The 23,237-nt window shown below is 67.4% G+C and carries 19 protein-coding genes; 6 read left to right on the top strand and 13 right to left on the bottom strand.

Translation table 11 applies throughout. The annotated features are described in order from the left end of the window. Positions 1-42: 42 nt before the first annotated feature. The gene (locus tag ACKN61_RS03465; RefSeq protein WP_408952330.1) at positions 43-1,923 is read left to right on the top strand and encodes a glycoside hydrolase family 35 protein; all 1,881 of its coding nucleotides are present in this window, start codon (positions 43-45) and stop codon (positions 1,921-1,923) included. Between the two features lie 211 nt (positions 1,924-2,134). Here the strand turns inward: ACKN61_RS03465 and ACKN61_RS03460 are convergent, their stop codons facing one another. The 4 genes from ACKN61_RS03460 to ACKN61_RS03445 are packed head-to-tail and all read right to left on the bottom strand — an operon-like array spanning position 2,135 to position 4,106. After that, positions 2,135-3,079 carry an ADP-ribosylglycohydrolase family protein gene (locus ACKN61_RS03460; protein WP_408952329.1) on the bottom strand — a complete coding sequence of 315 codons (945 nt, stop codon included), beginning with the start codon at positions 3,077-3,079 and terminating at the stop codon, positions 2,135-2,137. Further along, positions 3,076-3,456, bottom strand: a complete 381-nt coding sequence (locus tag ACKN61_RS03455; protein ID WP_408952328.1) for a cupin domain-containing protein — start codon at positions 3,454-3,456, stop codon at positions 3,076-3,078. The genes ACKN61_RS03460 and ACKN61_RS03455 overlap by 4 nt, the downstream gene beginning before the upstream one ends. 54 nt (positions 3,457-3,510) lie before the next feature. Further along, entirely contained in the window at positions 3,511-3,717 is a 207-nt protein-coding gene (locus tag ACKN61_RS03450; protein WP_031371955.1) for a twin transmembrane helix small protein, read from the bottom strand. Then, positions 3,714-4,106 (bottom strand): hypothetical protein, encoded by a 393-nt coding sequence (locus ACKN61_RS03445; protein ID WP_408952327.1) that lies wholly within the window; start codon positions 4,104-4,106, stop codon positions 3,714-3,716. Before ACKN61_RS03445 ends, ACKN61_RS03450 begins: the two co-directional genes overlap by 4 nt. A 457-nt stretch (positions 4,107-4,563) precedes the next feature. Here ACKN61_RS03445 and ACKN61_RS03440 point away from each other — a divergent pair, with 457 nt between their 5' ends. Further along, a complete protein-coding gene (locus tag ACKN61_RS03440; protein ID WP_408952326.1) occupies positions 4,564-5,988 on the top strand; it encodes a PLP-dependent aminotransferase family protein in 1,425 nt (474 codons plus the stop codon). Here ACKN61_RS03440 and ACKN61_RS03435 read toward each other — a convergent pair. Next, complete coding sequence (locus ACKN61_RS03435) at positions 5,900-6,364, bottom strand: MmcQ/YjbR family DNA-binding protein (protein ID WP_408952325.1); 465 nt, start codon at positions 6,362-6,364, stop codon at positions 5,900-5,902. The genes ACKN61_RS03440 and ACKN61_RS03435 overlap by 89 nt on opposite strands. Before the next feature lie 85 nt (positions 6,365-6,449). Then, positions 6,450-6,857 (bottom strand): GFA family protein, encoded by a 408-nt coding sequence (locus ACKN61_RS03430; RefSeq protein ID WP_031371959.1) that lies wholly within the window; start codon positions 6,855-6,857, stop codon positions 6,450-6,452. Between the two features lie 100 nt (positions 6,858-6,957). Here ACKN61_RS03430 and ACKN61_RS03425 point away from each other — a divergent pair, with 100 nt between their 5' ends. Then, a complete protein-coding gene (locus ACKN61_RS03425; RefSeq protein WP_408952324.1) occupies positions 6,958-7,905 on the top strand; it encodes a helix-turn-helix transcriptional regulator in 948 nt (315 codons plus the stop codon). A 211-nt stretch (positions 7,906-8,116) separates the two neighbouring features. Here the strand turns inward: ACKN61_RS03425 and ACKN61_RS03420 are convergent, their stop codons facing one another. The 5 genes from ACKN61_RS03420 to ACKN61_RS03400 form a co-directional block, all read right to left on the bottom strand. After that, the gene (locus ACKN61_RS03420; protein WP_408952323.1) at positions 8,117-10,525 is read right to left on the bottom strand and encodes a S8 family serine peptidase; all 2,409 of its coding nucleotides are present in this window, start codon (positions 10,523-10,525) and stop codon (positions 8,117-8,119) included. Between the two features lie 526 nt (positions 10,526-11,051). Continuing rightward, positions 11,052-13,028 carry a GMC family oxidoreductase gene (locus ACKN61_RS03415; RefSeq protein ID WP_408952322.1) on the bottom strand — a complete coding sequence of 659 codons (1,977 nt, stop codon included), beginning with the start codon at positions 13,026-13,028 and terminating at the stop codon, positions 11,052-11,054. Beyond that, on the bottom strand, positions 13,025-13,516 hold the full coding sequence (locus ACKN61_RS03410) for a hypothetical protein (RefSeq protein ID WP_408952321.1): 492 nt from the start codon (positions 13,514-13,516) through the stop codon (positions 13,025-13,027). Before ACKN61_RS03410 ends, ACKN61_RS03415 begins: the two co-directional genes overlap by 4 nt. Positions 13,517-13,527: 11 nt before the next feature. Continuing rightward, positions 13,528-14,865, bottom strand: coding sequence for a hypothetical protein (locus ACKN61_RS03405; RefSeq protein ID WP_408952320.1), 1,338 nt, complete (start codon positions 14,863-14,865; stop codon positions 13,528-13,530). A 431-nt stretch (positions 14,866-15,296) separates the two neighbouring features. Next, on the bottom strand, positions 15,297-16,250 hold the full coding sequence (locus tag ACKN61_RS03400) for an AraC family transcriptional regulator N-terminal domain-containing protein (RefSeq protein WP_408952319.1): 954 nt from the start codon (positions 16,248-16,250) through the stop codon (positions 15,297-15,299). A gap of 476 nt (positions 16,251-16,726) precedes the next feature. Between ACKN61_RS03400 and ACKN61_RS03395 the strand changes: the two genes are divergently transcribed. Together ACKN61_RS03395 and ACKN61_RS03390 are read left to right on the top strand one after the other, a co-directional pair. Continuing rightward, positions 16,727-19,921, top strand: coding sequence for an efflux RND transporter permease subunit (locus ACKN61_RS03395; RefSeq protein WP_408952318.1), 3,195 nt, complete (start codon positions 16,727-16,729; stop codon positions 19,919-19,921). Further along, positions 19,918-21,045: an efflux RND transporter periplasmic adaptor subunit gene (locus ACKN61_RS03390; RefSeq protein WP_408952317.1), complete on the top strand. Its 1,128-nt coding sequence runs from the start codon at positions 19,918-19,920 to the stop codon at positions 21,043-21,045. The genes ACKN61_RS03395 and ACKN61_RS03390 overlap by 4 nt, the downstream gene beginning before the upstream one ends. 191 nt (positions 21,046-21,236) lie before the next feature. Here the strand turns inward: ACKN61_RS03390 and ACKN61_RS03385 are convergent, their stop codons facing one another. Then, positions 21,237-21,779 (bottom strand): nuclear transport factor 2 family protein, encoded by a 543-nt coding sequence (locus ACKN61_RS03385; protein ID WP_408952316.1) that lies wholly within the window; start codon positions 21,777-21,779, stop codon positions 21,237-21,239. Between the two features lie 282 nt (positions 21,780-22,061). Then, complete coding sequence (locus ACKN61_RS03380; RefSeq protein WP_408952315.1) at positions 22,062-22,376, bottom strand: hypothetical protein; 315 nt, start codon at positions 22,374-22,376, stop codon at positions 22,062-22,064. Positions 22,377-22,744: 368 nt separating this feature from the next. Here ACKN61_RS03380 and ACKN61_RS03375 point away from each other — a divergent pair, with 368 nt between their 5' ends. Then, positions 22,745-22,984, top strand: coding sequence for a hypothetical protein (locus ACKN61_RS03375; protein WP_408952314.1), 240 nt, complete (start codon positions 22,745-22,747; stop codon positions 22,982-22,984). Positions 22,985-23,237 lie beyond the last annotated feature (253 nt).

Below are 23,237 nucleotides of genomic sequence, written 5' to 3'. Positions count from 1 at the left end.
ACCGCATCTCGCCGCGCGGCGGCCGACCTACGGAACCCGATCATGATCCAACGCGCACCTCGTCACCGCATCGCCGCCGCCCTGCTCGGCCTGGGACTCGCCTTCGCTTCACTGGGAAGTTTCGCCGCGCCGCGTTTCGCCATCGAAGGCGACCGTTTCCTGCTCGACGGCAAGCCGCACCTGATCCGCTCCGGCGAAATGCACTACCCGCGCATTCCGCGCGAGTTCTGGCGCGAGCGCCTGCGGCAGGCGCGTGCGATGGGTCTCAACACGGTCACCACCTACGTGTTCTGGAATCTGCACGAACCCGAGCCGGGTCGGTTCGATTTCAGCGGCAATCTCGACGTCGCCGCGTTCATCCGCACCGCGAAAGAGGAAGGCCTGGACGTGATCGTGCGCCCCGGCCCTTACATCTGTACCGAACTGGAGTTCGGCGGCTTTCCCGCCTGGCTGCTGCGCACCCCCGGCCTGCGCGTGCGCAGCATGGACCCGCGTTTTCTGACTGCGGTCGAGCGCTACCTGCGCCGCACTCATGAAGAACTCGCTCCGCTGTTGAGTACGCGCGGCGGGCCGATCCTGATGATGCAGGTCGAGAACGAGTACGGTTCCTACGGCCGCGACCGCGATTACATGGAAACGATCAAGCGACAGATGATCGGTGCCGGTTTCGACCTGCCTTTGTTCACCTCCGACGGCGCCGGCCCGCATTATTTCGAGGGCGGGCCGCTGCCGGGCGTGACCGCGGTGATCAACTTCGACGGCGATGTCGCCGACGCCAAGGCCTCGTTCGAGCACCTCAAGGCGTTCCGCCCGCAGGGGCCGCGCATGGTCGGCGAGTACTGGGCCGGCTGGTTCGACCACTGGGGCGAGCAGCACCACACCACGCCGCCCGAGCGAGCGGCGAGCACGGTCGATTGGTTCCTCGGCCAGGGCATTTCGTTCAACCTGTACATGTTCCATGGCGGCACCAGCTTCGGCTGGATGGCCGGCGCGAACTACAGCCGCGACATGCCGTACCAGCCCGACACCACCAGCTACGACTACGACGCGCCGGTCGACGAAGCCGGCCGCATCACGCCGAAATACCGCGCCCTGCGCGAGGTCATCGGGCGTCATCTCGAAGCCGGCGAAAGTCTGCCGCCGATTCCCGAGCCGGCCGCGCCGACCATCGCGATCGCGCCGTTCGTGCTGCGCGAATCGGTAAGCGTGCTCGACGCTCTGCCGGCGCTGAGCCGGCCGGTGCGTGCGCAACTGCCGCGGACCATGGAAGCGCTCGACCAGAACTACGGCTTCGTGCTCTATCGCAACACCGTGCCGCAGGGCGCCAGCGGCAAGCTGGTCGTCGACGAAGTGCGCGACTACGCGGTGGCGCTGGCCGACGGCAAGCCGCTCGGCACCCTGGACCGGCGCTTCGGCGAACGCGAGTTGGCGACCGACCTGAAACCGGGCGAGCGGCTCGACCTGCTCGTCGAGAACATGGGCCGGATCAACTTCGGCACGCGCCTGGACGAAGAACGCAAGGGCATCACCCGTTCGGTGACGGTCGGCGGGCGCGAACTATTCGACTGGACCATGCACCCGCTGCCGCTGAGCGACCTGAGCGGCCTGCGCTATTCCAGCAAGACCGCACCGACCGGCCCGGCATTCTGGCGCGGCAGCTTCGAACTCGACCGTGTCGGCAGCACCTTCCTCGACACCCGCGGCTGGGGCAAGGGCCATGTCTGGATCAACGGCCATCACCTCGGCCGCTACTGGAAGATCGGCCCGCAGCAGACCCTGTTCGTGCCCGCTCCCTGGTTGCGCAAAGGCCGCAACGAAGTGGTCGTGCTCGACGTCGAAGGCGGCGGCGCGCGCAGCCTGCAGGGCCTGACCGACCCGGTCTACGAGACCGCGCCGGACGCCTTGAAACCGCGGGGTAAGTAGTCGCTCGCTGGGCTGGAGGCATTCGGCGAGCTAAAAGCACTCCCCCCGCCCCTTTTTCAAAGGGGGGAGAGGCCTGGCTGGAACGTGGCGACGTGGCCACGATCGATGCATTTCTGCGGGCAGCAACATGAGCAGCCCGCCCGCGGAGGATCCACGCTCCTCCTTTGAAAAAGGGGGTTAGGGGGATTTGCTCCTGCTTGTCCCCCATCACTCACGCGCCTGCCAACACCTCGTCGCTGTCCGACAACGCCAGCAGCGCTTCCGCCATCGCCGCGATCTCTTCGCGCATGGTCAAGCGTTCGAGCCACTGCGGCGGGATCGCGTCGATGCCGTAGAACGCGCCGGCGAGTTGGCCGCAGATCGCCGCGGTGGTGTCGGCGTCGTCGCCCAGGTTCGCCGCGCGCAGCACCGCGGTTTCGTAGTCGTCGCTGTGCAGGAAACACCATAGCGCGGCCTCCAGCGATTCGACGCTGTAGCCGGAGCCGACGATCGCGTCCTCGCGCTTGCCGGCGTAGTCGCGGGCATGGATCGCCGCCACCTTGGGGCTCGCCGGCGGCGGCATCGCCGGGGTCAGCACCGCGTCCTTGCCGGCGCCCATCAGCGCGGCGCGCAACTGCATCGCGAACAAACGCGAGCAGTCCAGGGCCTCGGCGGCGCCATGGGTGGTGCGGGTGGATTCGGCCGCATAGTGCTGGGTCGCCTCGGCATGCCGGCGCCACAGCATCGGCACCGGCGCGAGCCGCATCAGCGCGCCGTTGCCGGCCGCGCGCGGGCCGGTGTCGCCGGCGAAGGGGTCGTGGCCGGTCATGAAGCGCGTCAGCGCCGCGCTCACGGTCATGCCGATATCGAAGCACTCGCCGTTGCTGCTCATGTAGCCGACTTCGCGCCAGTTGCAGTAGCGGCTCATCTGGTCGCGCGCGTCGAAACCGCGGCGGTAGATCAGGCTTGCGGCCAGGCACAGGGCCATCGAAGTGTCGTCGGTCCACTGCCCCGCGCGCAGGCCGAACGGCCCGCCGCCGACCATGTCGGTCAGCGGCGCGAAGCTGCCGCGCGCGCTGAACTCGACGGTGGTGCCGACCGCATCGCCGCAGGCCAGGCCCAGCAGGCAGCCCAGGTAGCGTTCGCGCAGACCGAGCGTCGGCGCCGTCGTGCTCATGCGGCCTCCGGATCGATGTCTTCGTAGTTGGCCGGCTCGAAGCGCGGCGTGCAGATCGCCAGGAACAGCAGATCGCTGTCGCCGAGGTTGGCGATGCGTTGCGCCACGCCCGGCGGAATCACCACGACGTCGCCGGGGCCGACGATGCTCGGCGGCAGGTCGCCGACCTCGACCCGGCCGCGGCCTTCGAGCACGACATAGCGCTCGCTGGTGTCGCGCAGGCGGTGCAGGCGGGTGGTGACGCCGGGCTCGACGCGGGCGCGCGCGATCGAAGTCTGCGGGTCGTCGCTGGAATTCCACCACTCGATGATGTGGCAGCGTTCTTCGAAGTAGTACTCGGCGGTGTCGGCGTTGGAAACGATTCGGGCGTGAGGCATCGCGCAGGCTTCTTCGGCGGTTTGCCGCCAGCTTAGCCTGCGCGGGCAGTGGGCTTAAACGCCGACGCCGTGCGGTTCGACCACGCCGGTGGCGATGCCGGCCACGACCAGGCCGATCAATACGATCGAGAAAACGATGCGGCGCGTGAGGGCGTTGACGGTGCGCTTGCTGGTGCCTTTGTCGACCAGCATGTAGTACAGGCCGGCGCCGAGGTTGTAGAGGATCACCGCGAGAAAGGCGGCGACGAACAGGATCTTCATGATTCGACCTTGCCCGCGAGCGGGCGGGTGCTGTTTCGGTGAGTGTCCGCTTGAGCGGCCGGCTCAGCGGTAGAGGTCGCGCGGCGAGCTCGCAGCCAGCGCCAACGCACGACGATGGCCAGGGTCATGACCAGCAGGAACAGGCCATAGGCGACCGAACTGGCCAACACCTGTTTCCAGATGGCGCCGGCGTTGGGGTCGGCGTTGTGCATGCTCCAGTGCATGCCCCAGCCGGCCAGCACGGTCGCGAGGATCAGGCTGGCGCTGTCGAAGACGGTGCGGGCGCCGCCGCGCGGCTGGCGCGGATAGGCCCAGAACAGCCAGGCCAGGATCGAAAACCACGGCACGAACAGGATCAGGGCCAGGTTGAGTTCGACTTGCGGGTTCATGACGGCAGGCTTCCGAAGGGGGCTCTTGCTACGGAGGGCATTCTGCCCGGACCGGATCAGAAGACGTAGAATCAGATTTTGGATAAAAAACCATGTCAGTTGCGTAGCGACCTGAAACCGTCGAATGGCTTCAGACGGGACGAGGGAGCCGTTTGCGGAAGTGTTGCGGTGCGTCCCGGCTGAAACCCTCGAATGGCTCCAGACGGGACGAGGGGGCAGGTCGCGGAAGTGTCGCGATACATGGCTTGACCGGACTTAGCCATACCAAGGGCCCATTGGCGGTGATGTCGTGGATTGGCCTACGGCGGCCCTCATCCGGCCTTCGGCCACCTTCTCCCGCGAAGCGGGAGAAGGGAACAAGCACGCCCCTCCCGCGAAGCGGGAGAAGGGACAGGCATGCCCTCCCGCGAAGCGGGATCAGGGACGCCGACACTAGCCTCGAACATTCGGACCCCACATGAAGCGCTACCAGGCCCTCGCCGACGACATCGCCCGTTCGATCCGCCAGGGGCTGCTGTCGCCGGGGCAGCGGCTGCCGTCGGTGCGCCAGGCCAGTGCGGCGCGGCAGCTCAGTCCGTCCACCGTGTTTCAGGCGTATTACCTGCTGGAGGCGCAGGGGCTGGTGCAGTCGCGGGCGCGCTCGGGCTATTACGTCAGCGAGCAGGCCCGAACGCTGCCACCGGAACCCGATGCGGCGTCGCAGCCGGACGGCGAGTCGCGGCCGGTCGACGTCAGCGAGTTGGTGTTCGAAGTGCTCGAATCGGCGATGGCCCACGACATCGTGCCGCTGGGCTCGGCCTTCATGAGCCCGGCGCTGTTCCCGCTCGCCAAGCTGGGGCGGGCGATGGCGCACGAGGCCGTGCACCTGGACCCGCGCAGCACGGTCGACGACCTGACCCCGGGCAACGCCGAACTGCGCCGCCATATCGCCTTGCGCTATCGCATCGGCGGGGTCGAGCTCGGCGCCAACGATCTGGTCGTGTGCAATGGCGCGATCGAGGCCTTGAACCTGTGCATCGCCGCGGTGACCCGGCCCGGCGACGCGGTACTGGTCGAATCGCCATGCTTCTATGCGGCCCTGCAGGTGCTCGAACGCCACGGCCTGCATGCGATCGAAGTGCCGACCCATCCGCGCGACGGCATCGAGCTCGGCGCGCTGGCCACCGCGATCGCACGCCACGCGCCGAAGGCCTGCTGGCTGATGACGAATTTCCAGAACCCGCTCGGCAGCACGATGCCGGACGAAAAGAAACGCGAACTGGTCGAACTGCTGGCGCGCCACGAACTGCCCCTGATCGAGGACGACGTCTACGGCGAGCTGCACTTCGGCACGCACCGGCCGGCGCCGGCCAAGGCCTACGACCGGCACGGGCTGGTGCTGCACTGCTCCTCGTTCTCCAAGACCCTCGCGCCGGGTTACCGCATCGGCTGGGCCGCGGCCGGGCGTTACACGCAGCAGGTAGCGCGGCTCAAACTCACCAACACCCTGGCGACCTGCGTGCCGGCGCAACTGGCGATCGCGCGCTATCTGCAGCGCGGCAGCTACGAGCGCCACCTACGGCGGCTGCGCACGACCCTCGCCGCGCAGCAGACCGCCTACCTGGCCGCGGTCGCCGAGCATTTCCCGCAGGGCACGCGGGTGACCCGCCCCGACGGCGGCTATTTCCTCTGGATCGAACTGCCCGAGGACCGCGATGCCTTACGCGTGCATCGCGAGGCGGCGCACCGCGGCATCAGCATCGCACCGGGGCCGATCTTCTCGGCGCATCGCGGCCACGGCCACTGTCTGCGGCTCAACTACGGCCATCCGCTCGATGCCCGCGTCGCGGCAGCGTTACGAGTCTTGGGCGAGCTTTCGTCGGCGCGATCGGCGCCAGCCTGAGCCGCTGCGCTTCATCGGCATCGGCCAGTATCTCGGCCTGGCGCTTGCGGCTGAGCCCGCCGAGCGCCTTGCGATACGACCAGTCGATCAGTTCGCGCAGGTAATCGTCGGGCAGGCCGCGCACGTCGACGATGGTGACCCAGTGATAACGGCCCATGAAACGCGCCGGCTTGGCGCCGGGCATGTCGGTCAGTTCGACGAAGCGGTCCGGCGTGACCTTCAGGCTGAAACGCCAGCGCTCGGGCTCACTGGTCTTGAAGTAGGCGAAGAATTTCTTGCCGACGCTGTAGACCAGGATGTTCGACGGCGCCGGATGCACGACCTCGTCCGCGCCCGGGTAGGCACGGCACCACTGCTTGAGTCGCTCGGTATCCATCGCGTCGGTTTCGCTGCGGTCGGGGCCTGCATCCTCGCACAGCCGCGCCGCAGCGCCTTGTATCGCTGCCCTGAAGGTCGCCGGCTCAAAGGTGGCTGGTCACCGCCGGCACTTCGAACCAGTTGTTGTGGCGGCCGTCGAAATAAGTCACCGGCACCTCGGCGAGCTCGGCGTGTTCGATGTTGTCGATGCAGGCCAGGTTGACCGAGTAATAGTCGCCGCCGATCTCTTCGACGTAGCCCTTGCCGAACACGTGCACGCCGCAGTGCTTGCAGAATTGGTGATGGGCGACGAAACCGCCGAACTGGTAATTGTTGAGGGCGTCCTCGCCCGACAGCAGGCGGAACGCGCTCGGCCGGATCACCGCGCCCCACTTGCGCAGCTTGGCGCAGATCGAACAATTGCAGCGTCCGCTGCCTTCGGCCAGGTCGACCTCGGCTTCGCAGCGCACGGCGCCGCAGTGGCAGCTCAACTGATAGGTCTGTACGGTCATGAGGGCATTCCTGGTCGAAGGGCGGGCGTACCGCGGGACAAGCTCAGGATACGACTAATAGCGGACAGGATATGTCCTAAATAGTCGCTAGACTGGGCCCATGCTCAAGACCTCGACCCGATTGCTGCGCCTGCTGTCGTTGTTGCAGCAGCGGCGCCACTGGACCGGCGCGGAACTGTGCGAACGCCTGGAAGTGGAGGCGCGCACGGTCCGCCGCGACGTCGAACGCCTGCGCGAGTTGGGCTACCCGATCCAGGCCTCGGTCGGCGTCGGCGGCGGCTACCAATTGTCCGCCGGCACCTCGCTGCCGCCGCTGTTGCTCGACGACGACGAGGCGGTCGCCGTCGCCGTGGCCCTGCGCAGCGCCACCGGCAGCGTGTCGCGCATGGAGGACACCGCGCTCGGCCTGCTCAGCAAGCTCGACCAGCTGATGCCGGCACGCCTGCGCCGCCGGGTCAGCGCGCTGTACTCGGTGACCGTGTCGCTCAGCCACAACAACGCCACGCCCGACGTCGACACCCTGACCCATCTGGCCACCGCCTGCCGCGACCATCTGCTGCTCAAGCTCGGCTATCGCGACCGCACCGGCAAGCCGAGCACCCGCAACGTCGAGCCGCTGCGCATGGCGCATACCGGCCAGCGTTGGTACCTGGTCGCCTGGGATCGCCAGCGCGAGGACTGGCGCACCTTCCGCATCGACCGCATCGCCCAGGTGCAGACGCCGGGGCCGAGTTTCGTGCCGCGCACCCTGCCCGAGGACGTCGCCACCTATGTCGAGCGCTCCATCCGGCAACCCTCGCAGCTGCATCGCCTGCGCGCGCGCCTGCAAGGCTCGGCCGAAGCGCTCGCGACCCGCATCCCGAGCTGGTGCGGGGTGCTCGAGGCCGTCGACGATCACTACTGCCTGCTGCACGTCGGCGCCGACTCGGTCGACCAGGCGGTCGCGCTGCTGGCCATGACCGGCGTGGAGTTCGAGATTCTCGATGCCCCCGAGTTGCTGCCGCAATTGCGCGAGGTCCTCGCCCGCCTGCAGCGCGCAATGCAATGAGGACTGGCCGCCGAGGCGGAGCGCCCGGCATCCACGCTGAGACAATAGCGGGCCGAACGGCGGCGGCATGAGCGAGACAAGGCGATGCCCGCCGTATCGGCGGGCATCGTGGCCATGCCTCCTGCGGGGCCGACGCCAAGGCCGGCTCGGTGACGGACCCGCGCCGCGCGGACGCGACGCGGGTCCATGACCTGTCTACCGCGCTGTCGCCTTACTGCGCGACGGCGTTGGAGCAGGCGGTGTCGTTCTCGCCGTGCAGCACGTCGTAGCTCTTCTGGCCTGCCGGCAGTGGGTTGGCCTGCGCCGGCAACAGGCCGCGGTAGGCCGGGTCGTACAGCGCCGACAGGAAGCAGGCCTGCGACTGCGCGTGGAACTTCAAACGGCCGGTGCCATAGCTGCTGTCGAAGCCGGCGACGCCGAGGTCGTTGCCGCCGGTACCGGCCACGTAGGTCAGCGAGTCCTGTACCGAGCCGGCCAGGGACACGTTGCGCTGACGCAGCGCCACGGCGTGGTCGGCGCGTTGCTGCGCGGTCGGGTTGGCCGCCAGCACCGGCACGGTCGCGTTGGTCAGCTGACGCTGATGCTGCAGACCGAGCAAGGCCAGCGCGGCCACGTGCGGCGTCGCCGAAGAGGTGCCGTTGAACTCGTTGGCGCCGTAGGACACCGTGTCGACGTTGGCGAAGTTCGCCATGTCGGGCTTGGCGTTGCCCGCCGCCTGTCCGTTCGGGCGCGCACCGCCGGCCGCCAGCACCGGGCCGCGCGAGCTGTAGCCCTCCAGGTTCGAGGTCGCCGCATCCAGCGCCGCCACCGTGATCGCGCTGGCCGAGTCGGCCGGGTGGATCAGCGAACGTTCGGCCTGCGCGTACTGCGGCTTGTAATAGCCGCCGATCATCAGGCGCAGGAAATTGTTCGCGCCAGCGGTCTTGCGCACGATGCGCAGACCGAACTTGCCGCCGCCGGCGAAGCGGTTGTTGAACACGCCATCGCATTCGGCGGTGCGGGTGGCGGCCGACGGAATGAAGGAAATGCCTTCCAGCGGCGTCTGGCCGGCGCCGCCGGTCTGAAGCTCGTCCGACTGCGTCGCCACGACCCAGCCGGCCGGGGTGATCACGCGGCCGTTGCGGCGGACCGCATCGGCCCAGCGCACCAACTCCAGCCGATAGTCGGCGTCGGTGACATTGTTCGCATTGGTCCAGTCGTTCCAGCCCAGGGTCGCGCTGACCTCGAAATCCTCCTGGTCCTCCGCGCTGAAGGCACCGACCGGGATGCAACCGCCGAAGTCGGCGCCCAGGTTCAAGCGATTGACGGTGTCGACGCCCGCCGCACTGAGGTCGAAATCCTGTCGCACGTTGGCGACCGCACCTGGAGTGCTGCCGCCGTCCCAATGCACCTGCGCTTCGTTGCCGGCGGCGTTGAGCACCAGCACACCATTGCGCGCGGCCGCCTCGATGGCGTCGTACAGGCCCTTGAGGGCGCTGCCGGTGCCGGTGCCGTCGCCCGGCCCGTACAGATCGAAGCCCAGCGATGCAGTGATGACCTGCGAGCGCGGTTCGCCCTGGCTGACGTTCTGGGCATTGAGGTTGGCCGCGTCCTGGACCGCGCTGACCCAGTCGGCCGCGCCGGAGCTGTCGTAGACGCGGAACGAGGCCGCCGGCGCGATGTCGTAGACGATCTCAGTCACCGCGTTGCCGTGCGCCGCGCCACGGTGGCCGAACGCCTGCCCCTGCAACGCCCGCATGGTGATCTTGTTGGGCTCCGCAGCCGTGTTCCTCGGCCACTCGCCGGCTGCCTGCAGCGCCGCGACTTCGCCGTTGAGGTTGCCGAAATGATCGATGATGGCGATGTTCAGGCCTTCGCCGCGCAGGTCCCTGCGCAGATTCTCGGCAAGTTGATCGTAGTTGCCGAGCGTGCGCAGATGATCGATGTTGCTGGCGGTGGCGCCGTCGCTGAACACGGCTGTCTGCGACATCTTCATCAACGACACTTGGGCGACCGATTGCAGACTGGCGACCCATTCCAGCTTCGCCAACGGGACCAAGGCCTCCAGCACCGGCGAGCCGTTGACCGGTGTCGCCTGCAGACCGGCGGCCAGCAGGGTTTCGCGCAAGCTCGAGGTTGCGCGATCGAGCAGGCTGGGGTTCTGCACTTCCTCGAAGCTCAGCGCCAGGCCGAGGTTGACCTTGACCTTCTCGCCGTCGCGGAAGCGCAGCGGAATGCCGGCGCGATCGAGCGCGGCGATCTGCGCCGCGGCGCTGACCGTCTGCTTCGCAGCGCCCTGAGCGCTGCCCGAGCCGCCGGACGCACCGGCACCCGTCGTTGCAGCGCTCGGCGACGCCGCGTTGGCCGCCTGAGTCTGCGCGAGCCACTGCACCGCATCCAGCAATTGGCCGCTGCCGAGCTTGGCCTGCGCATCGTTGCGCGGCGTGGGCGCAACGTAGGCGACGTTGCGCATGCTGGCCCCGGTAAAGGAGCCCGAGGCGCGGGAGGTTGCGGCGAACGCATCGCCGGGCGCACCGAGCGAGCGTTGCTGCGCATCCTGACGCGACCACATCAACACGGTCGCGCACGCCGCGGCGAGACCGAGCACGGCGAATGTCCTGCCGGAGGGGATCTTCTTCATTCTTTGTTTTTCCTATTCGTGTGATCGCAAGCACGGAACACCGTCGCCGACGGGCGCACGCCCGCGGCGGGGCCAAGGCGAAGACCTTGTTCCGGCGAATGGAAACCTCGATAAGAGCCGTTCGTGCGCAAGGCGCTTCGAACCGGCTCACTAGATCAAACGTGACGCGCGTTTAATTCCCCTACCGCGGCGTCAAATTTTTCATAGAACGAATCGCAATGACGTCGCGCGTGGGGTGATCCAGCGAACTTGCGTTAGGTTCGAACAGGCGATTCGAACAGGCGATTCGAACAGGCGATCGGATTCGATCGGGCATCCGTGACAGCATTGCCCGGCATTCCGTTTCCATTGAAACCGAAACGCACGACGACTCGCGGCGCTCATCCGAATTCGCGCGCGGGCGGAGTGGATGCTCTAACGGATCCGCCATCGCCACGGCGATACCCGCGCCCAATGCAATGAGGCCGCGCCCCTCCCGGACGCGGCCTCCTCTGCCCTCCCTGCAGCATCCGCACGCCCCGTGGGGTTAAACGAGGTCGTGCAGGATATTGTCCGCCGCCTGCAAGGCCAGGGCGGCGATGGTCAAGGTCGGATTGGCGGTGGCGGTGCTCGGGAACACGCCGCTGCCGACCATGTACAGATTGGAATGGTCCCAGGACTGTTGCCGCGCGTTGAGCACCGAATCGCGCGGGTTGCTGCCCATGCGGTAGGTGCCGATGATGTGGCCGGCGCCGTAGAAGGCGAAACGGTCGCCCTTGTATTCGAACAGGCTCGCCGTCGCCGTATCGCCGCTGGTTTGCACCGGCCCCGGCAGCTGCGTGTATTCCTTGGCGCCGAGCGCGTTGAAGATCTGGGTCGACACTTGCTTGGCCGAGACGAAGGCGTTTCTCACATAGTCTTCGCGGATGCGGTAGGTCACCGCCGGGCGCGGCAGGCCGAGGTGATCGCGCAGCGACGACAACTGCACTCGGTTGTCGGGATCGGGCAGTTGCTCGATCAGATAGCCCAGGCGCAACTGGCGCACGTAGATCGCGTTGAGCGTGTTCACCAGACGAGTGCCGAACAACTTGCTGAAGGCCGGCAGGGTCGGATCGAAACGCAGCGGCTGGTTCTGCTGGTTGAGCGAGTCGCCGTTCAATTGCGTCATGTTCTGGCCGAAGACGAAATCGGACAGAGTGGTATTGGGGTCGTTGGTGGCCCAGTTCCAACCCTCGTTGCCGATCTCGATGCGATAGGCCGCACGCTGGCTGCGGAAGGCGCCGTCGCGCGCCGCCTCGATGCCCGAGGTCGACAAGGGCCCGCGAAAAGCATAGATCGGATCCTTGGCCAGCCCCCAGGCCAGGTACATGACGTGGTCCATGAGGTTGCGGCCGACCTGGCCGGAGCTGTTGGCGACGCCATTCTTCCAGCCCGGATTGTTTTTCGACATCAGCAACAACTTCGGCGTCTCGATCGCGTGCGCGGCCAGCACGTAGAGCTTCGCCGACACCGTGCCGGTGCCGGTGGGCGGCCCGGTCTGGCTGTCGTAGGTGATGTAGTCGATGCCGCTGACCCGGTCGCCGCTGAGGCGGATGTTGCTCGCCACGGTCTTGTATTGGATCTGCACGTTGCCGGTCTGCAGGGCCTGGGCCAGGGTCACCGATCCGTCGTACTTGGCCTGGATCGGGCAGATCGGAATGCAGTTGGTGTTGCCGGCGCACTGGCGGCGGTTGCCGGGCCGCGAATTGCGGCCCTGCGGCGTCGGCGTGACGAACAGCGGGATGTTGTCGATCTTGAGGGTGGTGACTTTCTGCGCATACAGCACGTCGTTCATCGACTCCACGATGGCCGGCATCGGGAAGCCGTAGTTGTCGCCGTACACGCCGCTGGGTTCGACGTCGAAGGTCTTGTACAGATCGACCATCGCCTGCTTGTCGGCGGACACGCCGATCACCTCGGTGGCCTTACGGTAGTACGGCACCAGGTTCTGGTAGAACTGCACTCCGCCGGGCCAGTCGACGCCCTGGCCGTACTTGGTCTTGAGCTGGAAATCGTTGGGCAGATTGTTGAGCGAAGTACCCAGCCAATGCCAGGTGGTGCCGCCGGCGACGCGCTCGTAGGAACTACCGAAGGCGAAGGTCAGTTCCGGGCTGTCGGGCGCTATGCCCTGCTTCGGGGCGTCGTAGACGAAATAACTGACGTTCGGGTTCTGCCAGGCATTGATCTGCAACACCGTGTAGCGCGGCGTGTTGAGGCTGGACGGGTTGGGCTGGCCGAGCGGATTGTCGTCGGTGGCCGGGACGGCGCCCTGAATGGTCGGCGGGTATGGCGATTCGGGGGTCTTGGCGTTGGACGTGAAGAAGGTCTGCAGATATTCCTCGCGGCTCTTGGGCACCGGCGGCCCGCCTTCGAGGATCAGCACCTTCTTGCCGGTCTTGCCGATCTGGTAGGCGATGATCGAACCGGCGATGCCGGAGCCGACGATCACCACGTCGAAGCCGCCGGTAGGCGTGACGATGCTCATACCGGGTTCTCCAGGTAGGCGCTCAGCGGCGGCGGCGGGTTGGCCCAGTAACCGTAGTTGTAGGTGGTGCTGCCCATCGGATGCGATTGCATCACCCGCCAGACCAGGCCCTGGATGTAGCTCTCGGCCGAGATCACTTCGCTGAAGGTTTGGCCGTGAGTGGACGCGGGGGTGTCGACGACCGTCGGCCAGGCGCCGGCATACCACAGGAACAACAGTTTCCGGCACGGGAGTTCGTACTCGGGCTTGTCCGCGAACAGCACCGTTACCACGCGCTCCTCGCGATCGGGCGTATTGCCCAACACCCGCTTGTCGATGAGTCTGTACCAAAGCAGGATGTCGTCGACCGTCGCCTGAGTCACACGCTCGGCGAAGGTCTTCAGATACAGGGACTTGATGTCGTGGGTATCGTCATCAGGCGCCAGCGCTCCGCGCTTGAATCCGGTCAGGCCGATGCTGAGGCTGATGAAGGTGTCCATGGGGGTCATCGAAAGGCTCCTTATTGCGCGCGCTGCAGCAGGTAGGTGAAGTCCGAGGTCATGCCGTTGGTCATGGTGGCGTTGTTGTGGCAGCCCATGCAGCTCGACGACCCTTGCGGCGTCTTGCCCTGGATGTAGGTCTCCAGGGTCGCGTTGGCGAGGAAGACCGGCGCGGGCGTGCCGCTGGGGTCGATCGGGTTATTCGCCTTGGTCGGCCACTGCGTGCTGATCAGCTCGTAGTTGGCCCAGACCGAACTCGCATTGGCGCCGCGCAGCAAGGCCTGGTATTGGGCGTTGAGCTTTTGGGTCGCATCGGTCAGCGGAATCTCGCGCACCACCTGGGTCGGCTGGGTGTAGCTCGCGTTCGGGTTCCATGGCCGCGGCGGCGGCTCGTTGGCCAGGCAGGCGGTGCAGTTCTTTTTGAAGAAGTTGTAGCTCGGCTTCGACTGCGGCTCGCCCAGGCTCGGCGCGTTGTCGACGTGCTCGAAGGTCGACCACACCCACTGCGGTGCGTGCTTGGTCTTGTGCACGATGTGCAGGCCGACCAGACCCATCGTCTGCAACTTGCACGAAGCCGACACGCCCTCGTGCTCGCCCGGGTTGGTGTAGACCAGGGCCTTGATGGTGTGGAAGCGGCTCGTATCGTCGTTGCCGCCCATCACCTTCCACGAGGACTTGATCATGATCGCGCCGACGTTGCTCGGCGTCTGTTTCTGGGCGAAGTCGGCCGGCTTGTTGAAGGCGGCCTGGCCGGCCTTGCTGTACAGCTGGTCGCTGACGATGCGGTCGAACATGTCCTGGTTCATCATGATCGCGAAGCGCACGTACTGGCCGTTCTGGTCGATCAGCGGACCGGTCTCGAACGGCTCGGCGCTTTCGTCGAGTACGTTCGGGGTCTTGCCGACCTGGGTCAGGTTGAGAGTGCCGTCGCCCATGCCCTTGCACACTTCGGGTGGCGGCGAGTCGGTGCCCCACGCCGGCGGCGCGGCGCCGCCGGGCAGGAAGACCTCGCGGCTTTCCTTCCAGCTCTCCCACACCGTCGGCAGGTTCGCGCCGATGGTGGTGCCGGTGTTCGGGTTGCCGTTGGCGTCGGCGGGCCAATTCACCGCGACGAAGGTCTGCCACGACATCAAGTCGAAATCGTCCTGCAGGTCCTGCAGGTTCGGATTGCCCTGGGTCACATCGACGTCGAGCGGAATCTGCCAGCTCAGCGGCGGCAAGGCGGCCTGCGAGCGGATATCGGCGCGCGTCAGTTTGTCGTGCGGTTCGGGCTTCACGCCGCTGTCGGCGCAACCGCCCAAGGCGATCAATGCTGCGGACGCCGACAGCATCAGACTGCGGCGATATCGGTGTGTCATGGCGGGACCCCTGCTCCTTGGTCTAACGAAGCGAAGGCTTTCGCTCCGTCGCGGTGCAGGCAGCGTCCCTGTGCTGGTGTATTGCGATTCCACGCCGACGAATCCGGCTTGGCTGGCGATCGCAATCGCTGGCTCCACTCGCATCGAGCGCAGACGCTACCGATGCGTCGCGGGCAAAAATGCGACGCGCGCGGCAAAAGAAAAATATCCGGGATTTATTTGCGTTCGCGCCGCCGATGCTGTCCTGCAACGCACTTCGTTTGCGTTACTGCTTACAGCGCACGCGTTGCGCCTGCGCATCGTTAGCGAGCGCAAGCGTGGGTGAGCGAAGGTGAGTGCGCGATGGATGCGCGCGTGGCAGCGCGAACCGGTCGGCCTATCCAAGCACGCGAATCTGCGGTGCCTCGACGCAGGCGCCCCGGCTCGGCCGGTCAGCTCTGCGGCGCGCTGCGCGCCTGCACCACTTCCGCGCGCGGCGGCGCGCCGAACAAACGCTTGTACTCGCGACTGAACTGCGAGGGGCTCTCGTAGCCCACGCGATGCGCGGCGACCACCGCCTCGACGCCGTTGACCATCATCAGCCGGCGCGCCTCGTGCAGGCGCAACTGCTTCTGGAACTGCAACGGCGACATCGTGGTCACCGCCTTGAACTGGTGGTGCAGCGACGAAGTGCTCATGTGCACCTGCTCGGCCAGGGCTTCGATGCTCAGCGGTTGCAGATAACACTGGCGCAACACCGCCACCGCCTTGGCGATGCGGTTGGAACGGCTGTCGCTGACGGTCAGCGCGCGCAGACGATGGCCGAGGTCGCCCATCAGCACGCGGTAGAAGATTTCGCGCAGGGCCAGCGGCGCCAGCACCGGCAGGTCCTGCGGCGTATCGAGCAGGCGCATCAGGCGCAGCACCGCATCCATCAGGGTCTTGTTGACGCGGGCCGCGTACAGGCCGAGATCGGCCGAATGGTGGCTGCCGCCGTAGCCGCGCTCGGCCAGCGACTGACCGGCGTCGACCAGCAAGCGGGCGATGTCGGCCGGGTCGATGTCGATGCGCAGACACAGATAGGGTTTGTCGGGCGTGGCCTCGACGACCTGGCCGATCATCGGCAGGGTCACCGACACCACCAGGTAATTGAGCGGATCGTAGTGATAAGTGCGGTCGGACAGGGTCACGACCTTGCGGCCCTGGGCGACGATGCACAGGCGCGGTTCGTACACCGAGGGCGAGCACTCGGTCGGCGCGCTCATGCGGATCAGCTGCAGGGCGCCGACCCCGGTCGGGTGCACTCCGTCGCCATGCGTCAATCGGGCAATCCGGTCGACCAGCTCGGCCAGCGCCGCGCAGCTTCCGCGTTGGGCGATCGATTCTGCGGAAGTATTGGCGTTCATGGCTTCCCGTCGGCTATCGGGTTGCGGCGATTATCGGCACGAATCTGGCCTCAGACTGTGCCGCTTCGGCCGAATTGCAGGAATAGGCAATGATGCGACAGTAATGTACTAACGCGTCGGCGCCCCAGGGACTAAGTTATGCCCAATCTCCCGTCGGACGCCACGGCAATGGCCCGGCGAGCGATGAGTCTGCGCTCGACGACGCCGTCCTGAATGGGGCGACGCTGGCGACCGCCGGCGCCGGCTCCGGAGCGGGCCGTAAGGACAGGCGCGGCAGGCGCCATCCCCCTCTTCGCCCAGCGAGGCCGAGCCCAGCCCGGAACCCCACCGCCCCCCGTGCCGACGCCGACACGCTGTCGAGCGCCCGCCCGATCGTCGCGGCCAACGCACAGCCATTCCCACGTCGAGCGGCCGACGACCCGGCCGCACGGCGCGGACACTCGCTCCACTCATCCAGCCGTCGGAAACCCCTCGCGATGTGGATAGTCCAATACGCCCTGAGCCGCCGCTACACCATCGGCGTCCTGGCGATCCTGATCCTGCTGTTCGGCGTGTTGTCGGCGCGCAAGATGCCGACCGACATCCTGCCCGAGGTCGGCATCCCCTCGGTCAACCTGGTCTGGACCTACAGCGGCCTGCCCGCGGCCGACGTCGCCGCGAAGATGACTTCGTTCTCGGAGGCGGCGATCCTCAACACCGTCGACGACCTCAAGGAAGTGCGTTCGGAAACGCTCAACGGCGCCAGCATCGTGCGCATCGATTTCCAGCCTACCGTCAGCCTCGACCGCGCCCTGGTCCAGATCACCGCGGTCTCGCAGACGATCCTGCGGCGCATGCCGCCGGGCACCTCGCCGCCGCTGGTGGTGCGCAACAACGTGTCGAGCACGCCGGTGCTGCAACTGGTGCTGTCATCGGATTCGCTGACCGAGGCCCAGTTGTACGACTACGCGCGCCTGCAACTGCGTTCGCAGATCCAGACCATCCCCGGCATCCGCATGACCCTGCCCTACGGCGGCGCGCCGCGGCAGATCATGGTCGACCTGGATCCGGCCAAGCTGCAGACCTACGGCCTGACCCCGGCCGACGTCACCGGCGCGCTCGAACGCGGCAGCCCCACCCTGCCCTCGGGTTCGATCCGCGAAGGCCGGCGCGAGATGCAGATCTCGATCGACACCAGCCCGGCCACGGCGGCCGAGTTCCTGGAAATCCCGGTGACCGCGCGCAACGGCGTGGTGATCTACGTGCGCGACGTGGCCTCGGTGCGCGACGGCGGCGCGCTGCAGACCAACATCGCGCGCATGGACGGCTCCAGCGCGGTGTCGGTGGCGCTGATCAAGCTCGGCGGCGCGTCGGCGGTGGAGATCGTGCGCGCGATCCGCGAACGCCTGCCGGAAATCGAAGCCTCGGCGCCGCCGGGCACGCGCATCCAGCCGATCTTCGACCAGTCGGTGTTCGTCGACAACGCGATCGGCTCGATCGAGCACGAGGCGGTGCTGGTCGGCCTGCTGGTGGCCCTGGTGGTGTTGGTGTTCATCGGTTCCTGGCGCTCGAGCATGATCGTGCTGTCGGCGATTCCGCTGGCCCTGCTCGCCTCGGTGGCGATGCTGCATCTGCTCGGCTACACCTTCAACGTCATGACCCTGGGCGGTCTGGCGCTGGCGATCGGCATCCTGGTCGACAACGCGGTGGTCGACGTCGAAAACACCAACCGCAACATCGCCCTGGGCAAGGACGTGCGCACCGCGATCCTCGACAGCGCCAAGGAAGTGGTGTTCCCGGAGATGGTCTCGACCATCGCGATCTGCATCGTGCTCACGCCGATCCTGCTGATGACCGGCTTGTCGGCGTGGGTGTTCACCCCGCTCGCATTGGCGGTGATCTTCGCCATGCTGGCCTCGTTCCTGCTCTCGCGCACTTTGATCCCGGTGCTGTGCTACCTGCTGCTGCCGGCCGACATCGCCAGCCGCGCCAACCCGCGCTGGGCGCCGGAAAAGCTGTTGCTCAAGGTCAGTCATAAAGTCGAACACGTGCTCGACCGGCTGCGCGACAAGCATCATGCGCTGCTGATCCGGCTCGGCCATCACGGCGCCGTGCTGGGCCTGGTCGCGGTGCTGGTGTTCGGCGCCGGCGCGCTCGCGGCGATGTCGCTGGGCCGCGAGTATTTCCCCCAGGTCGACGCCGGCCAGTTGCGCCTGCAGGTGCGCCTGCCGACCGGCACGCGCCTGGAAGAGACCGCGGCGCGGGTCAGCGAAATCCAGCGCGAGATCCGCAGCATCATCCCGCCGGCCGAACTGCAGACGGTGTACGAACAGATCGGCGTGCCCGACGCGATCAACCTGTCGTTGGTCGACAGCACCGTGGTCGGCTCGTTCGAGGCCGAGATCATGCTGCAGCTGCGTTCGCCGCACGCCAACAGCCACGATTACCTGGTCAAGATCCGCCAGCGCATCGCCGAACGCTTCCCCGACGTGAAGCTGTTCGAGCGCCCGCCCGACGCGACCAGTCGCACCCTCGCCGGTTCCGCCGCGGCCGCCTTCGAGGTGCGCCTGATCGGCCGCGACGTGCCCGGCAACCTCGCCGCCGCTCGCCAGATCGAGCAACGCCTGCACCAGGTGCCGGGCGCGGTCGATATCGCCCTGCGCCAGGTGCTCGACCTGCCCGAGTACCAGGTCAAGATCGACCGCACCCGCGCCGCCCAACTCGGCCTCGACGCGCAGCAGGCCAGCCGCGCCGTGCTCGCGGTGCTCGGTTCGGCCGGCACGGTCTCGCCGGTGTACTGGACCGACACCGTCAACGCCATCGCCTACACCGTGCAGGTGCAGGCGCCGATCGACCGCCTGCAGAACATCGACGCCCTGCTCAACGCGCCGCTGCGCATCGGCAGCGACGGCCAGGCGGTGTTGTTGCGCAACATCGCCACGGTCACGCCGCGCAACGTTCCCGCCAGCATCGCCCGCACCACCCTGGCGCCGACCATCAGCGTGGTCGCCAACGTGCAGGGCACCGACCTGGGCTCGGTCTACGACGAGCTGACCGCGATCACTAGCGAACTCGGCGCCAAGCTCAAGCCCGGCAACCGCATCGAGATCGTCGGCCAGGCCGGCGAGATGCAGAGCGCCTACGGCGAGCTCGCCGCCGGCTTGTTGATGTCGGCGATCCTGGTGTTCCTGGTGCTGGTGGTGAACTTCCAGTCGTGGATCCAGCCGCTGGTGGCGATGTCCGGCCTGCCGGTGGCGATCGCCGGCGCCGCGATCGGCCTGTTCGTCACCGGCACGCCGCTGAGCGTGCCTGCGTTGATGGGCGTGATGATGGTGATCGGCGTCTCCACCGCCAACAGCGTGCTGGTCACCAGCTTCGCGCGCGGCCTGATCGCCGACGGCCACGACCCGGAACTGGCCGCCTACGAATCCGCCGCGGTGCGTTTGCGCCCGGTATTGATGACCGCCTGCGCGATGGTGCTCGGCATCATCCCGATGGCGATCGGCCTGGGCGACGGCGGCGAACAGAACGCGCCGCTCGGCCGCGCGGTCATCGGCGGTCTGCTGTTCGGCACGCCGGCCACCCTGATCCTGGTTCCTTCCATCCTGGCCGTGCTCGGCCGCCGCCGGAAACCGCAGGCGCAGACCGATCCGGTCGACGCCGCCGCCATCGCCGCAGGAGTCGCTCCATGAACATCGTCCTCAACGGTTCGCTGTTGCGCACCGCCTTGGCCGCGGCCCTGCTGGCCGCGCTGTCGGGCTGCGGCCACAGCGACGCCGAGACCGCACCGGCCGCGGCCCTGCCCGAAGTGCTCACTGTGCAGGCCAAGGCCGCCGACCCGATCACCGAGTTGTCCCTGCCCGCGCGCGCGCAGGCCGGCGAGTCGGCACAGTTGTACGCCCGCGCGACCGGCTTCGTCAGCGAACGCAAGGTCGAACTCGGCGACCGCGTCGCCGCCGGCCAGGTGCTGGCGACGATCTCCGCGCCGGAGATCGACCAATCGGTGCGCGAAGCGCGCGCCGTGCTCGCCCAGACCGCGGCCGACCAGGAACTGGCCAAGGTCAACTACGACCGCGCCCAGGCGCTGATCGGTTCGGGCGCGATCTCCAAGGAATACTTCAGCGACCGCAAGGGCAGCTTTGATGTCGCGGTCGCGGCGCGCAACGCCGCCCAGGCGCGCCTGACCGCGGCCCTGGAACGGCAGTCGTTCCAGGCGGTGCGCGCGCCGTTCGCCGGCGTGGTGGTGGCGCGCAACATCGAGCGCGGCGATCGCGTGGTCGGCGATTCGGCCTCGGCCAGCGCGCCGATGTTCGAGGTCAACGTGCTCGACCCGCTGCGCGTGGTCGTCGACGTACCGCAGAACGCCGCCCTGCAGATCGAACCGGGCCTGGAAGCGGAGGTCAGCTTTCCGGAACTGCCCGGGCAGGTCTTCAAGGCCCAGGTCGCGCGCAGCGCGCGCAACCTCTCGCGCGAGGCCGGGGTGATGCGCACCGAACTGCGCCTGCCCAACCCCGACAGCCGCATCCCGGCCGGCATGGTCGGCACCGTCCGCCTGCACCTGCCCCGCGCCGCCGCGGCGGTGGTGCTGCCGGTGTCGACCGTGGTCCAGCGCGCCAGCGGCGCCCAGATCGTCGCCCTCAAGAGCGACTCGACCATCGCCTATCGCGACGTCACCCTGGGCCGCAACCTCGGCAACGAGATCGAGATCCTCAGCGGCGTCCGCCCGGGCGAGACCATCGTGCTGGCGCCGAACGCCCTGCTCGCCGAAGGCAACAAGGTTCACGCCAAGGCCCTGCCGCCGCCGAAGAAGTCCTGATCGCCCGCTGCCCGGCTCTCGCTGGGCAAGCGGTCGAGCGGACGCGCCGAAACCTCCCCCTGCTGAGCACGCAATGCCGAGCACGGGGAGGCGGTTTGCTTTCGAACGGATTCAGCAGGGCGCGATCGCGAACACGCCGCTGATCACGCCGCGGATCGCGCCAATGCGGGCCTCAGGCCCGCCGCGCCCGCTCAGGGATTGTTGTCGACGTGGCCGTAGCTGATCACGCGGCCGACTTCCCAATGATCGGCCTGCTGGCGCCAGATCAGCAGGAAGTCGCTGATGCCGTCGCATTGGCCGGTCTTGACCTGGCAAAAACGATGCTGCCCGGTTTCCAGCGCACCGTAATTCTTGATCGCACGCACCTTGACCGTGCCCGGGATCAGCTCGCGGCGGATCTTGCCGCAGGCGCCGGCGCGGGTCTGGGCGATCATCGATTCGCGCGTCCAGGAGACGCCGCCGATGTCGTGATAGAACTCGACGTCGGACGAGAAATAATCCGAATAGCGCTTGAGCTGCTTCGGGTCGGTGCAGCGGTTGAACGCGTCGAACACCTGCGTATCGAGCCCGGCGATGGTGTCGTGCAAGGCCTTGTCGGCGGCACTGGTAACGGCGGTCGCAGCGGCAGGCGGGGCAGCCGGTGCGGCGGGCGCATTGGGTTCGGCGGCGGAAGCGATCCCGGCGGGTAGAGCGAGCATTGCGGTGAAGCCGAGTACCCAAGCCAACTTGATCATCGATCCACTTCCCTTGTGTCGGTCCGGGGATCATAGCCGGAGCCGGCTGCTTCGTCGCCTGTCGGGCCTTGCGCGCCCGCGGCGACGGCCCTGAAACGCAGGAAAACCAGGGCCTTGGGCCTGCCCGGATCGGGCTTGCCCGGATTGAGCCGGATCGAATCGGATCGGCGGGTCTGGCCGGCCCAAGCCGTGTTGCGGACCGATCGCGTCCGTGGCCCGCGCGATGCCGACAACGACGATCGAACCGGCACCGACCCGTCGACTAGACCGGTCCGCGCCGATTCATTCGTCCTGCGCCAGCGACGACGAGGCCGCGTCGATGGTCTCGATGCCGGCCAAGGGCAGCACGCACAGCGCACGCTCGCCCGCTATCGCCGCACCGTCGCCCGCGGCCTGGACGGCGGCGGTCTCGAGCACCATGGCCTTGCGCGCTTCGGCCAGGAGCGGCAGCAGCTTGTAGAACGAGTTGGCGACCGCGCGCCGACCCATCGCCGAATAACGGTCGCCTTCGCACAACGCGAACCAGGTGGCGTCGTACAGCGCCTGCATGGCGCGGCTGGGTTCCGGGCCGCGATCGGGACGGGTCTCGAACGTCATGGCGCACTCCACTCGGCCGCGCGATGGCCGATGACGACACCTTAGCGAGCCGACGTCTCACCTCGAGATACGCGCGCCGCATTTATGGACTTCGTTCATGCGCACGTCATGTCATGACCTCATGCCGTAGGGACTCGGTTCAGCCCATCCGCATTCCGGCGTGAACCACGGCGCAAAACGCGCAGGCCATGCGATTTCGCCTCCGCCGTCCGCGCCCGCGTGTCAGCCGGTGGGACGCGGCGATGGAAGGCTGATGCCGACACGAACACGGCCGCCCGGTCCGCCATATCGGACCAGCCCTGCCGCGTTCGACCCGCCTCCCTGCGACGACTTCGCGTCGGCGCCTTTCCCAAGGATTCGATTCCTCCATGAGCGACATCATCGATCAAGCGCAGCAATTCGAGGAGATCAACCTCGCCCAATCGCTGCAGGCCCATCTGCTGGCCGCGGAAGCCACGACCCGGCCGCTCGCGGCCGGCTACTGCTTGAACCACGCCTGCCTGGAACCGTTCGACGACGACCCGCAGCGGCTCTATTGCGGCCCGTCCTGCGCGGAGCGGCATCATCGGCAGATGCAGCGCGATGGTCATGCGCTGCGGCGCAAATAGTTGGATGCGCTGTTTGGCTTCAGGCCTGCCCTGGAATGGCGGGTTACCCGAACCCTGCTGTCGATTTGAAGCCCTGGCGTGCCGTTGCCGTTGCCGTTGCCGTTGCCGTTGCCGTTGCCGTTGCCGTTGCCGTTGCCGAGATTTTGATCTGCTTTGCCGCTTTACCGGTCAAGTGGAGACCCGGAGGGCGCCGCACAGGACGTGCGGCGTTTTCCGATAAGACAGGGACGTCTTATCGGAAAATCCCGGCGCG

Source organism: Lysobacter sp. Hz25 (genome assembly GCF_046097045.1).
GTDB classification, from domain to species: Bacteria; Pseudomonadota; Gammaproteobacteria; order Xanthomonadales; family Xanthomonadaceae; genus Lysobacter; species Lysobacter antibioticus_B.
The sequence above is the reverse complement of the archived record's forward strand: the minus strand, read 5'-3'. Positions and strand labels throughout refer to the sequence as shown.

Bases quoted from the DNA above. Each gene is read 5' to 3' on its own strand.
- ACKN61_RS03420 (WP_408952323.1), bottom strand. From the start codon at position 10,525: ATGAAGAAGATCCCCTCCGGCAGGACATTCGCCGTGCTCGGTCTCGCC.
- ACKN61_RS03450 (WP_031371955.1), bottom strand. From the start codon at position 3,717: ATGAAGATCCTGTTCGTCGCCGCCTTTCTCGCGGTGATCCTCTACAAC.
- ACKN61_RS03375 (WP_408952314.1), top strand. From the start codon at position 22,745: ATGAGCGACATCATCGATCAAGCGCAGCAATTCGAGGAGATCAACCTC.
- ACKN61_RS03395 (WP_408952318.1), top strand. From the start codon at position 16,727: ATGTGGATAGTCCAATACGCCCTGAGCCGCCGCTACACCATCGGCGTC.
- ACKN61_RS03445 (WP_408952327.1), bottom strand. From the start codon at position 4,106: ATGAACCCGCAAGTCGAACTCAACCTGGCCCTGATCCTGTTCGTGCCG.
- ACKN61_RS03415 (WP_408952322.1), bottom strand. From the start codon at position 13,028: ATGAGCATCGTCACGCCTACCGGCGGCTTCGACGTGGTGATCGTCGGC.
- ACKN61_RS03405 (WP_408952320.1), bottom strand. From the start codon at position 14,865: ATGACACACCGATATCGCCGCAGTCTGATGCTGTCGGCGTCCGCAGCA.
- ACKN61_RS03455 (WP_408952328.1), bottom strand. From the start codon at position 3,456: ATGCCTCACGCCCGAATCGTTTCCAACGCCGACACCGCCGAGTACTAC.
- ACKN61_RS03425 (WP_408952324.1), top strand. From the start codon at position 6,958: ATGCTCAAGACCTCGACCCGATTGCTGCGCCTGCTGTCGTTGTTGCAG.
- ACKN61_RS03435 (WP_408952325.1), bottom strand. From the start codon at position 6,364: ATGGATACCGAGCGACTCAAGCAGTGGTGCCGTGCCTACCCGGGCGCG.
- ACKN61_RS03440 (WP_408952326.1), top strand. From the start codon at position 4,564: ATGAAGCGCTACCAGGCCCTCGCCGACGACATCGCCCGTTCGATCCGC.
- ACKN61_RS03460 (WP_408952329.1), bottom strand. From the start codon at position 3,079: ATGAGCACGACGGCGCCGACGCTCGGTCTGCGCGAACGCTACCTGGGC.
- ACKN61_RS03390 (WP_408952317.1), top strand. From the start codon at position 19,918: ATGAACATCGTCCTCAACGGTTCGCTGTTGCGCACCGCCTTGGCCGCG.
- ACKN61_RS03430 (WP_031371959.1), bottom strand. From the start codon at position 6,857: ATGACCGTACAGACCTATCAGTTGAGCTGCCACTGCGGCGCCGTGCGC.
- ACKN61_RS03385 (WP_408952316.1), bottom strand. From the start codon at position 21,779: ATGATCAAGTTGGCTTGGGTACTCGGCTTCACCGCAATGCTCGCTCTA.
- ACKN61_RS03465 (WP_408952330.1), top strand. From the start codon at position 43: ATGATCCAACGCGCACCTCGTCACCGCATCGCCGCCGCCCTGCTCGGC.
- ACKN61_RS03400 (WP_408952319.1), bottom strand. From the start codon at position 16,250: ATGAACGCCAATACTTCCGCAGAATCGATCGCCCAACGCGGAAGCTGC.
- ACKN61_RS03380 (WP_408952315.1), bottom strand. From the start codon at position 22,376: ATGACGTTCGAGACCCGTCCCGATCGCGGCCCGGAACCCAGCCGCGCC.
- ACKN61_RS03410 (WP_408952321.1), bottom strand. From the start codon at position 13,516: ATGACCCCCATGGACACCTTCATCAGCCTCAGCATCGGCCTGACCGGA.